Source organism: Pseudomonas sp. 5P_5.1_Bac1 (assembly GCF_025466015.1).
GTDB lineage: Bacteria > Pseudomonadota > Gammaproteobacteria > Pseudomonadales > Pseudomonadaceae > Aquipseudomonas.
Window position 1 is genome coordinate 1 of record NZ_JANLNX010000044.1, and the last position, 18,997, is coordinate 18,997.

Sequence of the window (18,997 nt, forward strand, 5' to 3'; positions counted from 1 at the left end):
CCGCACATAGGCGAACGATTGAGCGATACCCAACGGGCGCATGCCCAACCGCGCCAGCAGGCTGCCTTCAGCCGGGCCGATAAACAGCACGCCACCGGCATGAGTGAGGTTCTTCAACACCTCGAACACCCGCTGCTGGGTGGGGATATCGAAATAGATCAGCAAGTTGCGGCAGAACACAAAGTCGTAGGTGCCTTGACGGGCCAACAGCGCAGGGTCGAGGACATTCCCCGCTTCGAACTGCACCTGCTTGCGCACGCGGTCGTCGAGGCGATGGCCGTCATCGGTTTCGCTGAAGTGCCGCTCGCGAAAGTCCTGGTGGCTGCCGCGAAACGAGTTGCGCCCGTACAGCCCGCGCTCGGCACGGGCGATGGAATTGGGGCTGATGTCCATGGCATCGACGCGAAACGCGTGGGCCGCGACGCCGCCGTCGAGCAGCGCCATGGCAATCGAATACGGCTCCTCGCCGGTGGAACAGGGCAGGCTGAGAATCCGCAACGGCCGCGCACCGCCGAGTTCGGCCAGGCGTTTGTGGGCCAGGCCGACCAGTGCGGTGAAGGATTCCGGATAGCGGAAAAACCACGTCTCGGGAACGATCACCGCCTCGATCAACGCTTGTTGTTCCTGGGAAGACTGCTGCAAACGCAGCCAGTAATCGTCCAGGTCGTGGGCCGCCAGCGCCGCGCAGCGCTGGCGCAAGGCGCGTTCGACCATCTGCTCGCCAACCGAGGCGACGTCGAGGCCGATGCGATCCTGCAAAAAGCGGAAGAACCGCCGTTCGATGCTCATGGCTGCACCTCGAGCGCGGTCCCGGCGGGCGGAAAGAGCAAGGCGCGGACGTCGTCGCTGAGCAGGTCCTGAACGCCGATCCACTGCAACAGGCCCTGAGCGTCTTCGCGCACCGGGCCGAGGTACGGCGCCTCGCGGTTGTCGACGCCGTAGGGACGGAATTCCGCCGGATCGCAGCGCAGCGTATCGCTGGCCTGTTCGAGAATCAGCCCGAGCAACAGGTCCGGGCGCGTGGTGTCCGCGCGGTAATGCACCAGCACCAGGCGCGTGCTGGTGCGGTGCGACGCCGGCTGGCCAAAGCTGAGGGCGCTGATGTCGATCACCGGCACCAGCGCGCCGCGATGGGACAACACCCCGGCCACCCACTCGGGCGTGCGCGCGATGGGTTTGAGCGGCAAGCGCGGTAGCACCTCGGCAATCTCGCGGGTGTCGAGGGCAAAACGCTGCCCGCCAATGCGGAACACCAGGAACAACCGTCCCTGGCAGGCCGCGTCCTCGCTGCGGCGGGGCTTGAGCTCGTTCATCGCCACGTCAGACTTTGAACCGTGAAACGCCACCACGCAGGCCGACCGCCACCTGGCTCAATTCGTCAATGGCGAAACTGGCCTGGCGCAGCGACTCGACGGTCTGGCTGCTGGCGTCGCTGAGCTGGGCCAGGGCGTGGTTGATCTGCTCGGCGCCGGTGGCCTGGGCCTGCATGCCTTCGTTGACCATCAGCACCCGCGGTGCCAGCGCCTGGACCTGATGGATGATCTGGCTCAACTGCTCGCCGACCTGCTGCACCTCGAACATGCCGCGGCGCACTTCCTCGGAGAACTTGTCCATGCCCATCACCCCGGCGGACACCGCCGACTGGATTTCCCGGACCATCTGTTCGATGTCATAGGTGGCCACGGCGGTCTGGTCGGCCAGGCGGCGCACTTCGGTGGCGACCACGGCGAACCCGCGACCGTATTCACCGGCCTTTTCCGCTTCGATGGCGGCGTTGAGCGAGAGCAGGTTGGTCTGGTCGGCGACCTTGACGATGGTCACCACCACCTGATTGATGTTGCCGGCCTTCTCGTTGAGGGTCGCCAGCTTGTTGTTGACCAGATCGGCAGCGCCCATCACCTGGTGCATGGTTTCTTCCATCCGCGCCAGGCCCTGCTGGCCAGAACCGGCGAGCACCGAGGCCTGGTCGGCGGCGGACGTCACTTCGGTCATGGTCCGCACCAGATCCCGCGAGGTCGCGGCGATTTCCCGCGAGGTCGCGCCGATCTCGGTGGTGGTGGCGGCGGTTTCGGTGGCGGTGGCCTGCTGCTGCTTGGAGGTGGCGGCGATCTCGGTCACCGAGGTGGTGACCTGCACCGACGAGCGCTGGGCCTGGGACACCAGGCCGGTGAGTTCGCTGACCATCTCGTTGAAACCGTTTTCCACCGCGCCGAATTCGTCGTTGCGGTCCAGGTTCATGCGCACGCTGAGGTCACCGCCGCGCAGCACTTCCAGGGCGCGAACGATGCGCTGCATCGGCTCGGTGATGACGCGCATCAGCAGCAGGCCGCAGATGCCGGCGGCAACGACCGCCAGCAGCAGCGAGACGATCATGCTGATCTTGGCGGTGGACACGGCGTCGACGATGTTGTCGGTGGCGTGATCGGCGGAGCGGCGATTCCAGTCAATCAGCCCGTTGAGGTTCTTGCGACCGTCGGCCCAAGCCGGGGTCAGCTTCTCGATAAGCAAGCGTTGCGCTTCGGCGTAGTCCTTCTTGCCGTAGGCCGCCAGCACCGCGCTCAGCGCCTGATGGTAAGTCTCGACCAGCACCTTGAAGGTTTCGAAGTTGGCCGTGTCTTCGGCATCGTTCATGGTCTGCTGGTAGTTGGCCATCTGCTGGCGCAGGCGCTCTTCGAAGTTCTTGTACAACGCCAGGTCGGCGTCGCTGAGCTCACGGTGATTGGACAGGCCCACCAGTTGCTGGGTCAGCACATAGCTGTCGACCCACGCGCTGCGGATCATCGAGCTGTAGTAGACCCCGGGGATGCTGTCGGAGCGGACGGTTTCTTCGCTGCTTTCGATGGCCATCAACCGCGAATACGCGGCAATGACCATCAGCGACATGATGGCGATGATCACGGCGAAACTTGCCAGGATCCGTTGGCGCAATGTCCAGTTCTTCACAATCAGCCCTCGAGCGTTCTACGCGTCAGGAAAAATGGGCTGATTATAGCCCACGCCTTACGCCAGCATGGGACTGATCCTACAGGAGTGAATGGGCAAAACGGCCTCATTTGTGGCCATTTGCCCATTTCATTGACTCAGATCGTCCGAACCTGCTTCTCAAGTTCGACCTTAAGCGCCGGATCGAGCCGCAACTGGCGGGCCAGTTCATCCAGGTAGGCGCGCTCCATGAAATGTTCTTCGTCCACCAGCATGACGCTGGCCAGGTACATTTCCGCGGCCATTTCCGGCGTGCCGGCGGCACGCGCGACGTCGGCCGGATCGAGCGGTTTGTTCAGTTCGGCGTGCAGCCAGTGCTGCAGGTCGCGGTCGTTGCCGGAAAGTTTGACGAACTCGCCTTCGATCAACTCGCGCTCGCGTTCATCGACATGCCCGTCAGCCTTGGCCGCGGCCACCAGCGCCTTGAGGATCGCCTGGCTGTGCTGCTCGACTTGCGCGGGGGGCAGGCGGTCGAGGGTCTGCGGCTCGCCTTTCGGCGCGGCGGCCTGTTGCGCCTGCCAGTTGCCGTAGGCCTTGTAGGCCAGCACGCCGAGCGCGGCCAGGCCGCCGTAGGTCAGCGCCTTGCCACCGTATTTACGGGCCTTCTTGTTACCCAGCAGCAACCCCATCGCCCCCGCCGCGAGTGCGCCGCCACCGGCACCGGAAAGCAGGCTGCCGAGGCCGCCGCTGCCGCCCTTGTTCGCGCTGGAGGATGTGCCGGTCTGTTTTTGCAGCAAGTCCTGACCGGACTTGAGCAGTTGATCGAGCAAACCACGGGTGTTCATTGCGAGCCTCCTGAGGCGCGGCTGTCCGAAAGCACCCGATGAAATGTCAGCGTGGTAATCGGAAAACCTGAATTGCCAATGTGGGAAAAACACTGACGGATAAGAGCCGAATCCTAACCGCGGGTTTCCGGGCCTCTGGGTGAAAATGTATTTCCTCTCGTGACAACGCCGGCGTCCTCGAATCGATGGCAATCGTTGCTTTGTTCGGCTGCATCGTCGCGCATATAGCAAATTCGGTTAACCGCGCTTTTGTATTAACCCCTTCGCCCAACTACTTTCAGAGGTGCCCCGCACAGGCCTGCCCGATCACCCGCGCTTGTCGCGACAGCCCATCTGCCAAACGGAGTTCGTCGATGCGCTTACCGCTGTTGTTCACCGCCACCACACTGGCACTGTCGCTGTCCTTGCTGCCGCCGAACGCACACGGCGCGGATGATCCACAGCGCGACCCGGCGGCCATCGCCGCGCTCGTTGCCCTCGGCAACTACCTGCAAAGCATCGAACGCTTCAGCCTGAGCGCCCGCAGCGAAACCGACCAGCAACTCGACAGCGGCCAGACCATCGCCTTCCAACACCACACCCAGGTGCTCGCGGAGCGTCCCGACAAGCTCTACGTCAACGTCGACCAGAACAGTGCCAGCCGGCAGTTCTTCTACGACGGCAAGCGCTTCACCCTGTACGACCAGCGCCTGAACTACTTCACCCGCGGCGACGCCCCCGACAGCATCGACACACTGCTGGACCGGCTGGCCGATCGCTACGGCATCGAACTGCCGCTGGCCGACCTGTTTCGCTGGAACGCCGGGACCGCCGATGACGTCGGCATCAGCCAGGCCTACGTGATCGACAAGGAAAACATCGAAGGACAGACCTGCACGCACTACGCCTACCGCCAGCCGGACATCGACTGGCAACTGTGGCTGCGCGAAGGCGCGGCGCCATTGCCGTGCCGGCTGGTGATCACCCGCCGCGACGACCCGGAGCGGCCGCGGCACAGCGTCAGCTTCGCCTGGGACCTCACCTCGCCGATCAAGGCCGACGCCTTCACCTTCATTCCGCCGGCCAAGGCGCTGGCGGTGCCGCTGGTCGAACTGCGCAAGGGAGAACAGCCATGAATTACGGGCGCGGTGCGCTGGTGCTCGGGGTCGCGGTGGTTCTGCTGACTCCCGCCGTGAGCGAGGCCTGGCAGTTACGCGGGGGCGGTGGTGGGCGCACGTTCGTGGTGCCGCATCATGCGGGTGGGGGATTCCAGCGGCCGGGGTTCGAGCCGGGGTATCGGCCGCAGCCCATGCCTCGGCCGCAGCCGGGGCCGGGGCCGGGGCCGGGGCCGGGGCCGCATCCTGGGCCAGAGCCGCATCCGGGGCCACATCCTGAGCCGGGCCCCGGACCACATCCCATGCCTCCCGGACCCGGGCCAGGACCCATGCCGCCTCCGCCACCTCCACCGCCGCCCCCACCGGATGGCTGGTATCACCCTTGGGCGACCGCCGCAGTGATCGGGGCAACCACCGCGACCGCAATTGCGATTGGCAGCGAAGTGGCGTCGGTGCCGCCGGATTGTGTGTCGGTGGTGGCCAGCGGGGTCGCGTACCAGCATTGCGGGAGCACGTGGTATCAGCCGCAGTATGTGGGTAACAGCGTCCGGTTCGTGGTGGTCAGGGCGCCTTGGTAACGGGGCGCTATACCAGAACGCCCCCCGTAGCCTGCCGGTACTGCCTCGGCGTAAACCCGGTCAGCACCTTGAACTGCCGCGTAAACGCACTGTGATCGGTATACCCGCAGCGCAACGCCACTTCGGTGATCGGCAACTCCGTGTGCAAAAGCTGATGCGCATGTTCCAGCCGCACTTTGTGGATCATCTGCCGCGGCGTCAGGTGGAACACCCGCTTGCAGTAGCGTTCCAGTTGCGCCACGGAAATCCCCGCCACACGGGTCAACTCGCGCATGGTCACCGGCTGGTGAAAATTCGCCCGGATGTACTCGTCCACCGCCGCCAGCCGCTGATACGCAGGGTGCGAATCGCTGGCCGATTGCAGGTCCACCGACACCCCGGCCAGGCCGATGATTTCACCCCGCCGGTTATATAACGGGCGCTTGTGGGTCAAACACCAGCCCGGTTCGCGCGACCCGTACAAGTGCAATTCCAGTTGGTCCTCCAATACCCGGCCTTCTTCCAGTACCCGGCGATCCTGATCGGTATATCCGGGGCCCAATTGCGCCGGAAAGACTTCGGCGCTGGTCTTGCCCAACAAAGGCCGCAATTGTTTGAAACCACAGCGTTGTATCAACGCCAGATTGGCCAACAGATAACGCGCCTGAACATCCTTGATGAATATCGCCACATTGGGAATGGCATCGAACAACGGCAATAAGAACGCCATGCCGGATAACAGCTCTTCGATGGTTTCAGGGCGGCACTGATCATTGCCCTGACAGAGGATGGCAAACGCGCTGGGGGTCATGGGGCGGGCTCTCGTTCTTGACCGATTGGTAAAAATCCACAAGCGGGTTCTCACCAGGTGGACACTTTGCCGCACCCTCCCCGGACTGTCGAGCCTCGACGGACGCCACAGAGGGCGTGGCTTGTAAGGCTTCAGAAATTTTCCGAAGAGTCATAGGGAAATTTCCTAACTATGCCGATTTCGTCATTCCTCTTGAAGAAAACCATCAAGCGCCGAGGCGCCGATGGGTCCACTGTATTGGCATTGCCTGAGTCGTCGAAAACGTTGTGGCGAAGTCCAGGCAAGACCACCAGCCCGCGCCCTGGAATGCGTTGGCGAGCGTGCGCCGGGGTAACGAGGAAGTGTGTCTTCGTCCCCCAATGCAATGACTCCATGAATACGGATTTTTATAAGAGCGCGGTTGCCCACAACCGCAAACACCGTATCGGGTGATCCCCGAAACAGTGCTTTCAAAGTGACATCACTTCTGCCTATCCAATAACCCACAAGAAGGCGACGCCATGTCAGGCAAAGGCAAGTTCAAGAAACAACTTTCATTGATAGACCTCACCTTTATCGGACTGGGAGCCATCTTTGGTTCGGGCTGGCTGTTCGCCGCCAGCCACGTGTCCGCCATCGCCGGTCCCGCGGGGATCTTTTCCTGGTTGCTGGGCGGTTTCGCCGTTCTGTTGCTGGGCATCGTCTACTGCGAACTGGGCGCCGCCCTGCCCCGCGCCGGTGGTGTGGTGCGTTACCCGGTCTATTCCCACGGCCCGCTGCTGGGCTACCTGATGGGCTTCATCACGCTGATCGCGTTTTCCAGCCTGGTGGCCATCGAAGTGGTTGCCGCGCGCCAGTACGCCGCAGCCTGGTTCCCGGAGCTGACCAAGGTCGGTTCCAGTGACCCGACCGTCCTCGGCTGGCTGGTGCAGTTCGGCCTGCTCTGCCTGTTCTTCGCCCTCAACTACTACAGCGTGAAGACCTTCGCCAAGTCCAACAACCTGATCAGCGTGTTCAAGTTCATCGTGCCGCTGCTGGTGATCGGCGTGCTGTTCACCTTCTTCAAACCGGAAAACTTCACCTCCCAGGGCTTCATGCCATTCGGGCTTTCCGGCGTGGAAATGGCAGTGTCCGCCGGCGGCATCATCTTCGCCTACCTGGGCCTGACCCCGATCATCTCGGTGGCCTCGGAAGTGAAGAACCCGCAACGCACCATCCCGATCGCGCTGATCCTCTCGGTGCTGCTGTCCACCGCCATCTATGCCTTGCTGCAGATCGCCTTCCTCGGCGGCATTCCTACCGAAATGCTGGCCAACGGCTGGTCCGGCATCGCCAAGGAACTCGCCCTGCCGTACCGCGACATCGCCCTGGCGCTGGGCGTGGGCTGGCTGGCGTACCTGGTGGTGGCCGACGCGGTGATCTCGCCCAGCGGCTGCGGCAACATCTACATGAACGCCACGCCGCGCGTGGTCTACGGCTGGGCCAAGACCGGCACTTTCTTCAAGGTCTTCACCCGCATCGACGAGCAATCCGGCATCCCGCGCCCGGCGCTGTGGCTGACCTTCGGCCTTTCGGTGTTCTGGACCCTGCCGTTCCCGTCGTGGGAAGCGCTGATCAACGTGGTGTCCGCCGCGCTGATCCTCAGCTACGCCGTCGCCCCGGTCTCGGTCGCCGCGCTGCGCCGCAATGCCCCTGACATGCCACGTCCGTTCCGCGTCCGCCGCATGGGCCTGCTCGGTCCGCTGTCGTTCATCATCGCCGCGCTGATCGTCTACTGGTCCGGCTGGAAGACCGTGTCCTGGCTGCTCAGCCTGCAAATCCTGATGTTCGTGATCTACCTGATGTGCGGCCGCTTCGTCCCGACCCAGCACCTGAGCCTGGCCCAGCAAGTGCGCTCGTCGGCCTGGCTGATCGGTTTCTACGCGGTGACCATCCTGCTTTCCTGGCTCGGCAGTTTCGGCGGCATGGGTGTCATTGCCCATCCGTTCGACACCCTGGTCGTGGCCGCCTGCGCCCTCGGCATTTACTACTGGGGCGCAGCCACCGGCGTACCGGCGCACTTGGTGCAACTGGAGTCCGACGACGCTGAAAGCGACATCGAGCACAGTGCCCAGAGCGCTCCGGCCGGCGCCCGCGCCCAACTGTCCTGAGCCTGCGGAGACCTGCCATGAGCGAGCGCATCAACCTCAGCCTCGACCAGGTGTTCGACCTGGCTCACCGCGCCCTGACCCACAACGGCATGGCCGACGACCATGCCCGGGCGATCGCCGAGGTGATCACCCAGGGCCAGCGCGACGAATGCCACTCCCACGGCCTGTATAGGGTGCTGGTGTGCGTGCGTTCGCTGCGCTCGGGCAAGGTCGATCCGGCGGCGCAACCGACCGTGAGTCAGCCGGCGCCGGCCATCGTCAAGGTGGATGCACACTTCGGCTACTCGCTGCTGGCCTTCCAGCACGGCTTGCCGCAGTTGGTCGAGGCGGCGCGCAAACAGGGCGTGGCAGCACTGGTGATCCGCAACTGCTTCCACTTCTCGGCGCTGTGGCCGGAAGTGGAAGCCATCGCCGCCCACGGACTGGTGGGCATGGCGATGACCCCGAGCCATGCCTGGGTGGCGCCGGAAGGCGGCAACCGGGGCGTGTTCGGTACCAACCCGCTGGCCTTCGCCTGGCCACGGGCAGGACAGGAACCGTTCGTCTTCGACTTCGCCACCAGCGCCATCGCCCGCGGCGACATCGAACTGCACGCCCGCCAGGAGAAAGCCATTCCACTGGGCTGGGGCCTGGACACCGAAGGCCAGCCGACCACCGACGCCCGCGCCGCGCTGGACGGTGCCATGCAGACCTTCGGCGGACACAAGGGCTCGGCCCTGGCGGCAATGATCGAATTGCTGGCCGGCGCGCTGATCGGCGACCTCACCAGCGCCGACTCCCTGGCCTTCGACGCCGGGGCCGGGGCTACGCCATGCCATGGCGAACTGCTGCTGGCGTTCGATCCGCAGCGCTTCGGCGGTGACGATTTCGAGCGGGGCCAGCAACGCGCCGAGGACCTGTTCAGCGCCATCACCGGCCAGGGCGCGAGGCTGCCCTCGCAACGCCGCTTCGCCGCGCGCCAGCGCTCGCAGGCCGATGGCGTGTAGGTCGAGCGCAGCCTGCTGCAGGAAATCGAAGGCCTGTTGGCCTGACCTGACAACAACGCATTCTTGAGGGACAGACTGATGAAACAGATCCGCGTGATTGACTCCCACACCGAAGGCGAACCCACCCGCCTGGTGCTGGACGGTTTCCCGCAACCGGCCGGCGAGACCATGGCGCAAAAGCGCGATGCCCTGCGCCAGCAGCACGACCAGTGGCGCCGCGCCTGCCTGCTCGAACCCCGTGGCAACGACGTCCTGGTGGGCGCGCTGTACACGCCACCGGTATCGGAAGACGCCACCTGCGGTGTGATCTTCTTCAACAACGCCGGCTACCTGGGCATGTGCGGCCACGGCACCATCGGCCTGGTCGCATCCCTGTATCACCTGGGCAAGATCGCCCCTGGCGAGCACAAGATCGACACCCCGGTCGGCCAGGTCAGCGCCACCCTGCATGCCGACGGCGCGATCACCGTGGCCAATGTGCCGTCCTACCGCTACCGCAAGCAGGTGCCGGTGGACGTGCCGGGTTACGGCCGCGTCTTCGGCGATATCGCCTGGGGCGGCAACTGGTTCTTCCTGGTGTCCGAGCACGGCCAGGAACTGCACCTGAGCAACGTCGAGCTGCTCACCGACTTCACCTGGAAGATGCTTCGCGCCCTCGAAGACCAAGGCATCCACGGCGAAGACGGCGCGCTGATCGACCATATCGAACTGTTCGCCGACGACGCCGAGGCCGACAGCCGCAACTTCGTCATGTGCCCCGGCAAAGCCTACGACCGCTCGCCCTGCGGCACCGGCACCAGCGCCAAACTCGCGTGCCTGGCCGCCGACGGCAAGCTGGCCGCCGGCGAGCCCTGGGTACAGGCGAGCATCACCGCCAGCCGCTTCGAAGGTCGCTACGAATGGGACGGCGAGCGCATCCGTCCGTTCATCACCGGCCGCGCCTACATGACCGCCGACGCCACCCTGCTTATCGACGAAAACGACCCCTTCGCCTGGGGCATCTGAGCCCCCTGCTGTAGGAGCGAGCTCGCTCGCGAAGGACCGCCAAGCGGTCCCGCCCCCTCTCCCGACTCAAACTGAACACAAAGGACCAAGACTCATGACCACCAACATCTTCACCGGCACCATCCCCGCCCTGATGACCCCTTGCACCCCGGACCGCAAACCGGACTTCGACGCGCTGGTGAAAAAAGGCCACGCACTGATCGAAGCCGGCATGAGCGCCGTGGTCTATTGCGGCTCCATGGGTGACTGGCCGCTGCTGACCGAAGCCGAGCGCCAGGAAGGTGTGGCGCGCTTGGTGGCCGCCGGCATTCCGACCATCGTCGGCACCGGCGCGGTCAACTCCCGCGAAGCCGTGTCCCACGCCGCCCACGCCGCCAAAGTCGGCGCCCACGGCCTGATGGTGATTCCCCGCGTGCTGTCCCGCGGCGCCTCGCCGGCCGCTCAGGAAGCGCACTTCGCGGCAATCCTGGAAGCCGCGCCGAAACTGCCGGCGGTGATCTACAACAGCCCTTACTACGGCTTCGCCACCCGCGCCGACCTGTTCTTCAAGCTGCGCCGCCAGTACCCGAACCTGATCGGCTTCAAGGAGTTCGGCGGTGCCGCCGACATGCGCTACGCCGCCGAGCACATCACCTCGCAGGACCAGGACGTGATCCTGATGGCCGGCGTCGACACCCAGGTCGTGCACGGTTTCGTCAACTGCGGCGCCACCGGTGCCATCACCGGTATCGGCAACGCCCTGCCGCGCGAAGTGCTGTTGCTGGTCGACCTGAGCAAGAAAGCCGCCAAGGGTGACGCCGTCGCTCGCCGCCAGGCACTGGAGCTGTCGGACGCCCTGCAAGTGCTGTCGTCCTTCGATGAAGGCTGCGACCTGGTGCTCTACTACAAGCACCTGATGGTGCTCAACGGCGACACCGAATACAGCCTGCACTTCAACGAAACCGACGTGCTCAGCGACGCCCAGCGCAACTACGCCGAGACCCAGTACACGCTGTTCCGCCAGTGGTTCGCCACCTGGTCGGCGAGCAACAACGTCGCCTGATCCCTCGCGGCGCCTTGTGCGCCGCTTCCGTTTCTTGCCGGCTGTACGCAGCCGGCCACCCTCGAATTCATTTCAGGAGCCGTTATGACCCTGACAGGCAACATGCTCATCGGTCAGCACGCCGTAACCGGCAGCCGCGAAGCCATCCGCGCGATCGATCCGGCCACCAACCTGGTGCTCGAACCGGCTTATCCGGGCGGCACCACCGAGCAGGTGGAACAAGCCTGTGCCCTGGCCTGGTCGGCGTTCGACCGCTATCGGGAAACCTCGCTGGAAGTTCGCGCGCAGTTTCTCGAACGTATCGCCAGCGAGATCGAAGCGCTGGGTGACGAACTGATCGACCGCGCCGTGGCCGAAAGCGGCCTGCCCCGCGCCCGGATCCAGGGCGAACGCGGTCGCACCTGCGGGCAACTGCGCACCTTCGCCCGTACTGTTCGCGCCGGTGAATGGCTGGACGTGCGCGTCGACAACGCGCAGCCGCAACGCCAGCCGCTGCCCCGCGCCGACCTGCGTCAGCGCCAGGTGGCGCTGGGCCCGGTGGCCGTGTTCGGCGCCAGCAACTTCCCGCTGGCCTTCTCCGTCGCCGGCGGCGACACCGCTTCGGCCCTGGCCGCCGGCTGCCCGGTGATCGTCAAGGCCCACGGCGCCCATCCCGGCACCAGTGAACTGGTCGGCCAGGCACTGGCCCGCGCGGTGAAACACTGCGAGCTGCCAGCCGGAGTGTTCTCGCTGCTGTACGGTTCCGGTCGTGAAGTGGGCATCGCGCTGGTCTGCGACCCGCGCATCAAGGCCGTAGGTTTCACCGGCTCGCGCAGCGGCGGCATCGCCCTGTGCCAGGCGGCCGCAGCACGGGCCGAGCCAATTCCGGTGTACGCGGAAATGAGTTCGATCAACCCGGTGTTCCTCTTCCCCTCCGCCCTGCAGGCCCGCGCCGAAACACTGGCCCAGGGCTTCGTCGCCTCGCTGAACCAGGGCGCCGGGCAGTTCTGCACCAACCCCGGCCTGGTCATCGCCCGCCAAGGCGCCGACCTCGACCGCTTTATCGCCACCGCCGCCCAGCACATCTGGCAGAGCCCGGCGCAGACCATGCTCACCCCGGGCATCTTCAGCGCCTACCGCAACGGCATCGAAGCGCTGGCCGGCAACCCCAACGCCGACACCGCCGCCGCCGGCCTCGCCGCTGAAGGCCCGAACCAGTGCCAGACGCACCTGTTCGTCACCCAGGCGCGAGATTTCCTCGCCGATCCGAGCCTGCAAGCGGAGGTGTTCGGCTCCGCCTCGCTGGTGGTGACCTGCGCCGATGACGCGCAGGTCCGTCAGGTGGCCGAGCACCTCGAAGGCCAATTGACCGCGAGCCTGCACCTGGACGAAGCCGACCTCGACGACGCCCGCGCCCTGCTGCCGACGCTTGAACGCAAGGCCGGACGCCTGCTGGTCAACGGCTGGCCGACTGGCGTGGAAGTCTGTGATGCGATGGTCCATGGCGGCCCGTTCCCGGCCACCTCGGATACCCGGAGCACCTCGGTGGGGACGGCGGCGATCCTGCGTTTCCTGCGGCCGGTGTGCTACCAGGACTTCCCCGACAATCTGCTGCCTGCTGCGCTGCAACACGGTAATCCGCTGCACTTGCGGCGCCTGCTCGACGGCCAGAGAGAAGTCTGATCGATGGCCACGACCTTCACCCCCAACGTGGACATCGCCGTGGTCGGCGCCGGCATCGTCGGCGTCGCCTGCGCGCTGCAACTGGCCCGCCAGGGCCAGCGGGTGCTGCTGGTGGACCGCCAGGCGCCGGGCATGGGCGCCTCGTTCGGCAACGCCGGGCACCTGGCGACCGAGCAGGTGTTTCCCATCGCCGACCTGTCGATCCTCAAGCGCCTGCCGGCGATGCTCATGGACCCCATGGGCCCGCTGCGCCTGGACTGGAAATACCTGCCGCGAGCCTTGCCGTGGTTCACTCGCCTGCTGCTGAACCTGCGCCCGGCACCGTTTCGCCGCAGCGTGGCCGGCATTCGCGCGCTGAACGAAGGCAGCCTGGCGGCCTGGCGGCGCCTGCTGGATTCCATTGGCCGGGCGGAAATGCTCAAGCAGGACGGTTCGCTGCTGGTCTTCGAGCGCCCCGAATCCCGCCCGGCCATCGACGCCCTGCAAGCGCGCATGCGCCAGCAGAATGTCGAGGTGGAGCTGTGGCAGGCGGACGCCGTGCGCGCCGCCGCGCCGCAACTGAGCGAGCATCTGTTGGGCGGTCTGTTCTTCCCCGCGACCGGGCACTTCCTCGATCCGCACCAGGCGGTGGAAGCACTGTTCGACGCCGCCACGGCTGCGGGCGTGCAGTTCGTTCAGCGCGACGTACAGGGCGGGCAACTCAAGGCCGACGGCGTCGCGTTGCGCACCGAACAGGGCGAACTGGTGGTGCCTCGGGTGCTGATCGCCTGCGGCGCGCATTCGGCTCACCTGACCGAAGCGCTGACCGGCACGCGGGTGCCGCTGGATACCGAACGCGGCTATCACCTGATGCTGCCCCGCGAGCACGACCGGCTGCCGTTCGCCGTCACCTCGCTGGAGCGCAAGTTCATCATGACGCCCATGTCCGGCGGCCTGCGTTTGGCCGGCACCGTCGAATTCGCCGGACTCCAGCGCCCGGCTAACATGGCCCGGGCCTGGCAGTTGCAGCGGCTGAGCCAGGGCCTGTTCAAGCGCGAACTGAATGCCGAAGCGGCGACGCCGTGGATGGGCTTTCGGCCTTCGCTGCCGGATTCGTTGCCGGTGATTGACCGGGTGTGCGAAGGCCGTGTGCTGCTGGCTTTCGGTCATCAACATCTGGGGCTGACCCAGGCGGCGGTGACGGCGGAGATGGTCGCAGCATTGGCGGGCTCGGCGACGCCCGCCACTGCGTTGCCGAACGTCGCAGCCTATCGGCTCGCGCGTTTCTAGTGAGTCGAGTCCACCAGCACTTCTTCGCCCAACGCCCCGTTGGCGGGTAGCGGCTGATTGGTCGAGTTGGCGGCGCGCATCACCCTGATCGCACGCGCGCCGACGGACTGGGCGGAACTGATGTCGCTGTCGGAGTCACCGTAGTAGAGGTGCACACCACGGTCCTGGAGAAAGCGCGCCTTCTCCGGGCCGGAGGTGAACACCACCGGTTGCATGTCCCTGATGGCGAAAGCCTGCTTGAGGATCGCGGTGACCTGCTCACCCTCGGTCTGCGGTCGGGCGGTGACGAAAAACAGCGTGTCGCCGCGACGCTGATGCAGGTCGATCAGGGCACGGGCCACGTCCTTGGGAATCGAATAGCGGTCACAGCCCGCATTGGTTTCCGTCCAGAACGCCCTGTTCTTCAGGTAGTCGTTGCTGCCCGGCGAATACTTCTGCTGGCCCTCGTAGAAACAGGGGCTGGAGAACAACACGGTGTCGTCGATATCGAACCCTACCGCCATCGGCGCCGTGTCGCCGAGACTGCTGGTGAGTTGCTGCAGGGTAATCCAGTGCACACCGGCAGGGCGCGACGGGTCGGAACATCCCGCCAGGGTCAGCGCCAGCAATGCGGCCAGCATCCGTTGGAAAGTACGCACACAAACCTCTCGTTTCGAAAGTGGAGACCTTGTCACTCGCTGGCGCCACACCCGTGGTGCCCGACAAGGGGCCTACCTGAATAACTGACAGTCATGTCAATTTCGTTTCGATACGCCAGGTTTCGTCAGCAACTGATACCCGCATCCCATTACCGGTTCCAGACTGTTCAACAAACAGTCTATTTAGACCCTTACAGCCTGCCACCGCCCCCTTCAATCGCATCGTTTTTCCGGGATTGATATCTTTTTGCCACTCGACAGCGAGCACTTAATCAAACTGTAACGTCCTCCTCCTAGGGTGTTCCTGACATCAGTGACAGCTTTGAAAGGTTTCGCACCGAGGGCTCTCACAACACAGTCGAAGTAGCCGCGCCGTTATCAGCCGGCCGACGAACAAAAGTGGAGAGCCAAGGCAATGCGCAGTTGGGAAGAACCGAAAAAGAAACGCGTGCATATCGAAATCATCCCGATGATCGACGTGATGATGTTCCTGCTGGTGTTTTTCGTGCTGATCAGCCTGAACGTGATTCCGGCCCTGGGCATCAAGACCCAGTTGCCCGGCGCCGCCCACGCCCAGCAGTTGAAACCGCAGAACAAGGCGGTGATCACCCTCGGCCTGAATGAGCGTTTGCAACTCGACGGCCAGGACCTCGGCGAAGACGCATTGGTCGCGCAATTGAAGACCCTGGAAAACACCAGCGAGAAACTGGTGATCATCCTCAACAGCGACCGAGACGTTGAAGTCGGTCGGCTCGTGGCCGTGATGGACCTGCTCAAGAGCAACGGTTTTTCCTCCGTCTCCATCGCCACGCGAAAGCTGTAAGCCATGTCGGTCCTGTTCAAATCGCGAAAAGTCATCGCGTGCCTGCCGGCCATCTGCCTGCTGGTGATCGCTGTCCAGAGCGCCCTCAAGGCGGAGTTGAAGATCACCCCGAAGTACGACGAAACCACGGTGGAGGTGGCACTGATCGATCCGGCGGACCTGCAGCCGGAACCGGTTCCGCCGCCTCCGCCGCCAGAACCGGAACCTGTGCCCGAGCCACTGCCCGAGCCGGACCCGGAGCCGGTGGTCGAACTGCCGGAGCCGCCGCCCAAGCCCAAGCCAAAACCGCCTGAGCCCAAGCCGCAGCCGCCCAAGCCGAAACCCCAGGTGGCCAAGCCGGCACCACCCCAGCCCGCCGCGCAACCAGCAGTGGCTCCGGCAGTGGCAAGCAAACCGCCAGCGGCCGCGACACCGGCGCCACCACCACCGCCGGCGCCGCCCAAGGTCAACATCGCGGCATTGGAAAACAGCTACATCGCCGCGCTGCACGCGGAGTTGGAGAAGTACAAGCAATACCCGCGAGGCCGCGAGGCATCGCTGCAACGTCCGGAGGGCAGTGTCGTGATCTGGCTGCTGATCGACCGGGGAGGAAAGGTGCTCGATTCGGGCATCGAGAAGAAAGCCGTGAGCATGCTGCTGAACAAGGCAGCGCAAACCAGCTTGCGCCGTATCGAGCAAGTAAGGCCCTTTCCCGAGGCAGTGTTCGAGGGCAGGGATAAGTACCGTTTCATCGCGACGCTTGTTTACAACATAGAAAACTAGGTTCCCCGGAAAGTGCCCAGCCGACGATCGCTCAGATCGCCGGGCGGGCCTCTGCACGCGCGAAACCTGGCATCTGTCTTCACACGATCAATCACAAACAAGGGAGGGAAGCTTGGTGAAACTCAATCGGCTGTTCGTCATGATGTTGACCGTTGGTTGCGGCGGTTGGACCGCCTCGACACTGGCGGAAGACTCCGTCGATATCGGTAGCGTCAACGTTACCGGTCAAACCGTGGGCAACGGTTTGATGGTGCAGGAGGAAGCGGCCAAGGCGCGCTCCACGGTCACCAAGGAAGCCCTGGACAAGATGAGTCCGACAAGCAACGGTATCGACAAGCTGAAATACACGCCCGGCATCAACGTCTCCAGCGACGACAGCACCGGCCTGAGCGGTTTCAACTTCACCATGCGCGGCATGAAATCCGACCAGATCGGCATGACCATGGACGGCGTGCCGATCAACGACTCGGGCAGCTTCGAGGTGTACCCGAACCTGCTGGGCGACCCGGAAAACCTCCAGGAAGTCTTCGTGACCCAGGGCTCCTCCGAACTGGATGCGCCGCATATCGGTTCCAGCGGCGGCAACATCGGCCTGGTCTCGATGGCTCCGAGCAAGGACGCCGGGGTGTTCTTCAAACAGACCGTTGGCAGCAACAACCTGAGCAAGACCTTCGTTCGCCTGAACACCGGTGAATACAACGGCCTGAGCAACTACATTTCCGCGTCGAAAACCAACAGCGACAAATGGAAAGGCAAAGGCGACCTGGACGCCGAGAAGTTCGAACTCAACAGCCTGTTCAAGTTCGGCGAAGGCAACTCGATCCAGGGCATCATCAAGTACCACAAGCAGGAAAACTACAACTACGTTTCCCCGAGCCTGGCGCAGTACAAGTCGGACCACGACTACGATTTCCCCAACGTACCGACCTACAACCCGACCACCGGCAAGCTCACCACCGCCAGCTACGAGACCAGTCGCAACCCGTACGAAAACGTCACGGCATCGGTCACCAGCCGCTGGCAGTTGCGCGATGACCTGCAACTGACCGTCGCGCCTTACTACTACTGGGCCAACGGCGGCAGCTACCGCGCCTTCGGTTCGCCAGCCACCCTCACCCGAACCACCAACAGCTCCGGCAACTATGACCTGAGCAACCTCAAGACCACCGCCCAGTACAACGCCGACGGCGACCCGGTCAGCGGCCGTTACTACCGTCCGTCCTGGACCGAAACCTGGCGTCCGGGGGTCAACACCAAGCTGAGCTGGGCGTTCAACGACGAACACAACATCGACTTCGGCTACTGGTACGAACGCGCCCGCCAGCGCCAGACCCAACCGTTCATCTACCTTGAAGCCGATGGCAGCCCGACCGACATCTGGGGCAACTACGAGAGTTCCAACCAGGTCAGGGACGCCAACGGCAAGGTTGTACAGGGCCGCAACTACTTCACCATCACCCCGGTGCACAAACTGTTCGTCCAGGATACCTGGACCGCTACCCCCGACCTGACCCTGACCATGGGCCTGGCCTACGAGCACTCCACCCGTGACGGCGACCTGAAGGCCAGCCTCTACGACACGCCTGAAAAGCGCGACAAGACCTACCACGAGTTCCTCCCGAGCTTCAGCGCGCGCTACCAGATCGACGAGGACAACCAGGCGTTCTACAACGTCACCCGCAACATGCGCACACCGCCCAACTACGTGCTCTACAACGCCGGGGACTCGATCAGCCTCAAACCCGAGCTGAGCTGGAACCAGGAGTTGGGCTGGCGCTACGCCACCGATGACATGGCGTTGTCGGCCACGCTGTTCTACCTCAAGTTCAAGGATCGCCAGGTGTCGAGCCGCGACGAGGTCACCGGTGACTACCTGATGCTCAACGTCGGCAAGGTCGAGAACAGAGGTGTCGAACTGGAGTTCAGCGGCCTGCTGCCGCACAACTTCAACTACTACGCCTCCTACACCTACACCGAGGCCGAGCAGCAGAACGACACCCTCTACTACGGTGTGTACGTGCCGACCAAGGGCAAGCAGATCGCCGGCGTGCCGAAGAACATGTTCAACCTGAGCCTGGGCTACGACGACGGTCGCTTCTACGGCAACGTCATCGGCAAGTTCGTCGACAACCAGTTCGGCGACCTGACCAACGACCAGAGCATCCCGCACTACACCACCGTCGACATGAACGTCGGCTACCGCTTGCCGGTGAACAAGAAGTTCGTCAAGGACGCCACCGTGCGCCTGTCGCTGAACAACGTGTTCAACCGCGAGTACCTCTCCGGCGTGCAGACCACCACCTTCAACTCGGTGCGCTACAACGGCAGCGGCTCGGCCTTCGCCGGCGCCCAGACGCCTTACTACACCATCGGCGAAGAGCAGACGGTCGCGCTCTCCGTGGAAGCCAACTTCTAACCCTGTCTTCTAACCCAGAGCCAGGACCGGCCCGCG

At 64.3% G+C, this 18,997-nt stretch carries 16 protein-coding genes; 10 read left to right on the forward strand and 6 right to left on the reverse strand.

All coding sequences use genetic code 11. From position 1 onward, the window contains the following. The 4 genes from NTD82_RS08765 to NTD82_RS08780 form a co-directional block, all read right to left on the reverse strand. The coding region (locus NTD82_RS08765) for a CheR family methyltransferase (protein WP_262128470.1) at nt 1–789 on the reverse strand (789 nt) is incomplete at its 3' end. Continuing rightward, nucleotides 786–1,313 (reverse strand): chemotaxis protein CheW, encoded by a 528-nt coding sequence (locus tag NTD82_RS08770; protein WP_262128471.1) that lies wholly within the window; start codon nt 1,311–1,313, stop codon nt 786–788. The genes NTD82_RS08765 and NTD82_RS08770, both read right to left, overlap by 4 nt. 7 nt (nt 1,314–1,320) lie before the next feature. Further along, nucleotides 1,321–2,883 carry a methyl-accepting chemotaxis protein gene (locus tag NTD82_RS08775; protein ID WP_410017038.1) on the reverse strand — a complete coding sequence of 521 codons (1,563 nt, stop codon included), beginning with the start codon at nt 2,881–2,883 and terminating at the stop codon, nt 1,321–1,323. 197 nt (nt 2,884–3,080) lie between these two features. Further along, nucleotides 3,081–3,767, reverse strand: coding sequence for a tellurite resistance TerB family protein (locus NTD82_RS08780; protein WP_095154146.1), 687 nt, complete (start codon nt 3,765–3,767; stop codon nt 3,081–3,083). A 353-nt stretch (nt 3,768–4,120) separates the two neighbouring features. Here NTD82_RS08780 and NTD82_RS08785 point away from each other — a divergent pair, with 353 nt between their 5' ends. Beyond that, a complete protein-coding gene (locus NTD82_RS08785; RefSeq protein ID WP_262128473.1) occupies nt 4,121–4,882 on the forward strand; it encodes a DUF2092 domain-containing protein in 762 nt (253 codons plus the stop codon). A 564-nt stretch (nt 4,883–5,446) separates the two neighbouring features. On the opposite strand, the gene NTD82_RS08790 is transcribed toward NTD82_RS08785, so the two are convergent. Continuing rightward, nucleotides 5,447–6,229 carry an AraC family transcriptional regulator gene (locus tag NTD82_RS08790; protein WP_262128474.1) on the reverse strand — a complete coding sequence of 261 codons (783 nt, stop codon included), beginning with the start codon at nt 6,227–6,229 and terminating at the stop codon, nt 5,447–5,449. Between the two features lie 500 nt (nt 6,230–6,729). Between NTD82_RS08790 and NTD82_RS08795 the strand changes: the two genes are divergently transcribed. The 6 genes from NTD82_RS08795 to NTD82_RS08820 all read left to right on the forward strand — a co-directional run bounded on the left by NTD82_RS08795 (nt 6,730) and on the right by NTD82_RS08820 (nt 14,322). Next, nucleotides 6,730–8,358: an APC family permease gene (locus NTD82_RS08795; protein WP_262128475.1), complete on the forward strand. Its 1,629-nt coding sequence runs from the start codon at nt 6,730–6,732 to the stop codon at nt 8,356–8,358. A 17-nt stretch (nt 8,359–8,375) separates the two neighbouring features. After that, on the forward strand, nt 8,376–9,344 hold the full coding sequence (locus NTD82_RS08800; RefSeq protein ID WP_262128476.1) for an Ldh family oxidoreductase: 969 nt from the start codon (nt 8,376–8,378) through the stop codon (nt 9,342–9,344). Nucleotides 9,345–9,422: 78 nt separating this feature from the next. Next, nucleotides 9,423–10,349 carry a 4-hydroxyproline epimerase gene (locus tag NTD82_RS08805; protein WP_262128477.1) on the forward strand — a complete coding sequence of 309 codons (927 nt, stop codon included), beginning with the start codon at nt 9,423–9,425 and terminating at the stop codon, nt 10,347–10,349. A gap of 94 nt (nt 10,350–10,443) precedes the next feature. Then, the gene (locus NTD82_RS08810) at nt 10,444–11,391 is read left to right on the forward strand and encodes a dihydrodipicolinate synthase family protein (RefSeq protein ID WP_262128478.1); all 948 of its coding nucleotides are present in this window, start codon (nt 10,444–10,446) and stop codon (nt 11,389–11,391) included. Between the two features lie 84 nt (nt 11,392–11,475). Continuing rightward, nucleotides 11,476–13,053, forward strand: coding sequence for an aldehyde dehydrogenase (NADP(+)) (locus NTD82_RS08815; protein WP_262128479.1), 1,578 nt, complete (start codon nt 11,476–11,478; stop codon nt 13,051–13,053). A gap of 3 nt (nt 13,054–13,056) precedes the next feature. After that, nucleotides 13,057–14,322, forward strand: a complete 1,266-nt coding sequence (locus NTD82_RS08820; RefSeq protein WP_262128480.1) for an NAD(P)/FAD-dependent oxidoreductase — start codon at nt 13,057–13,059, stop codon at nt 14,320–14,322. Here NTD82_RS08820 and aphA read toward each other — a convergent pair. After that, entirely contained in the window at nt 14,319–14,960 is a 642-nt protein-coding gene (gene aphA / locus NTD82_RS08825; RefSeq protein ID WP_262128481.1) for an acid phosphatase AphA, read from the reverse strand. The two genes, NTD82_RS08820 and aphA, sit on opposite strands and share 4 nt — an antisense overlap. 415 nt (nt 14,961–15,375) lie before the next feature. On the opposite strand from aphA, the gene NTD82_RS08830 reads away from it, so the two are divergent. The 3 genes from NTD82_RS08830 (at nt 15,376) to NTD82_RS08840 (ending at nt 18,961) form a co-directional block, all read left to right on the forward strand. Further along, the gene (locus NTD82_RS08830; protein WP_095154157.1) at nt 15,376–15,783 is read left to right on the forward strand and encodes an ExbD/TolR family protein; all 408 of its coding nucleotides are present in this window, start codon (nt 15,376–15,378) and stop codon (nt 15,781–15,783) included. Nucleotides 15,784–15,786: 3 nt separating this feature from the next. Then, nucleotides 15,787–16,545: an energy transducer TonB gene (locus NTD82_RS08835; RefSeq protein WP_262128482.1), complete on the forward strand. Its 759-nt coding sequence runs from the start codon at nt 15,787–15,789 to the stop codon at nt 16,543–16,545. A 115-nt stretch (nt 16,546–16,660) separates the two neighbouring features. Next, entirely contained in the window at nt 16,661–18,961 is a 2,301-nt protein-coding gene (locus NTD82_RS08840; protein ID WP_262128483.1) for a TonB-dependent receptor, read from the forward strand. Nucleotides 18,962–18,997 lie beyond the last annotated feature (36 nt).

Coding starts and splice junctions, on each gene's coding strand:
- NTD82_RS08770 (WP_262128471.1), bottom strand. CDS start 1,313: ATGAACGAGCTCAAGCCCCGCCGCAGCGAGGACGCGGCCTGCCAGGGA.
- NTD82_RS08780 (WP_095154146.1), bottom strand. CDS start 3,767: ATGAACACCCGTGGTTTGCTCGATCAACTGCTCAAGTCCGGTCAGGAC.
- NTD82_RS08800 (WP_262128476.1), top strand. CDS start 8,376: ATGAGCGAGCGCATCAACCTCAGCCTCGACCAGGTGTTCGACCTGGCT.
- NTD82_RS08775 (WP_410017038.1), bottom strand. CDS start 2,883: ATGTCGCTGATGGTCATTGCCGCGTATTCGCGGTTGATGGCCATCGAA.
- NTD82_RS08815 (WP_262128479.1), top strand. CDS start 11,476: ATGACCCTGACAGGCAACATGCTCATCGGTCAGCACGCCGTAACCGGC.
- NTD82_RS08830 (WP_095154157.1), top strand. CDS start 15,376: ATGCGCAGTTGGGAAGAACCGAAAAAGAAACGCGTGCATATCGAAATC.
- NTD82_RS08810 (WP_262128478.1), top strand. CDS start 10,444: ATGACCACCAACATCTTCACCGGCACCATCCCCGCCCTGATGACCCCT.
- NTD82_RS08790 (WP_262128474.1), bottom strand. CDS start 6,229: ATGACCCCCAGCGCGTTTGCCATCCTCTGTCAGGGCAATGATCAGTGC.
- NTD82_RS08785 (WP_262128473.1), top strand. CDS start 4,121: ATGCGCTTACCGCTGTTGTTCACCGCCACCACACTGGCACTGTCGCTG.
- NTD82_RS08795 (WP_262128475.1), top strand. CDS start 6,730: ATGTCAGGCAAAGGCAAGTTCAAGAAACAACTTTCATTGATAGACCTC.
- NTD82_RS08835 (WP_262128482.1), top strand. CDS start 15,787: ATGTCGGTCCTGTTCAAATCGCGAAAAGTCATCGCGTGCCTGCCGGCC.
- NTD82_RS08805 (WP_262128477.1), top strand. CDS start 9,423: ATGAAACAGATCCGCGTGATTGACTCCCACACCGAAGGCGAACCCACC.
- NTD82_RS08820 (WP_262128480.1), top strand. CDS start 13,057: ATGGCCACGACCTTCACCCCCAACGTGGACATCGCCGTGGTCGGCGCC.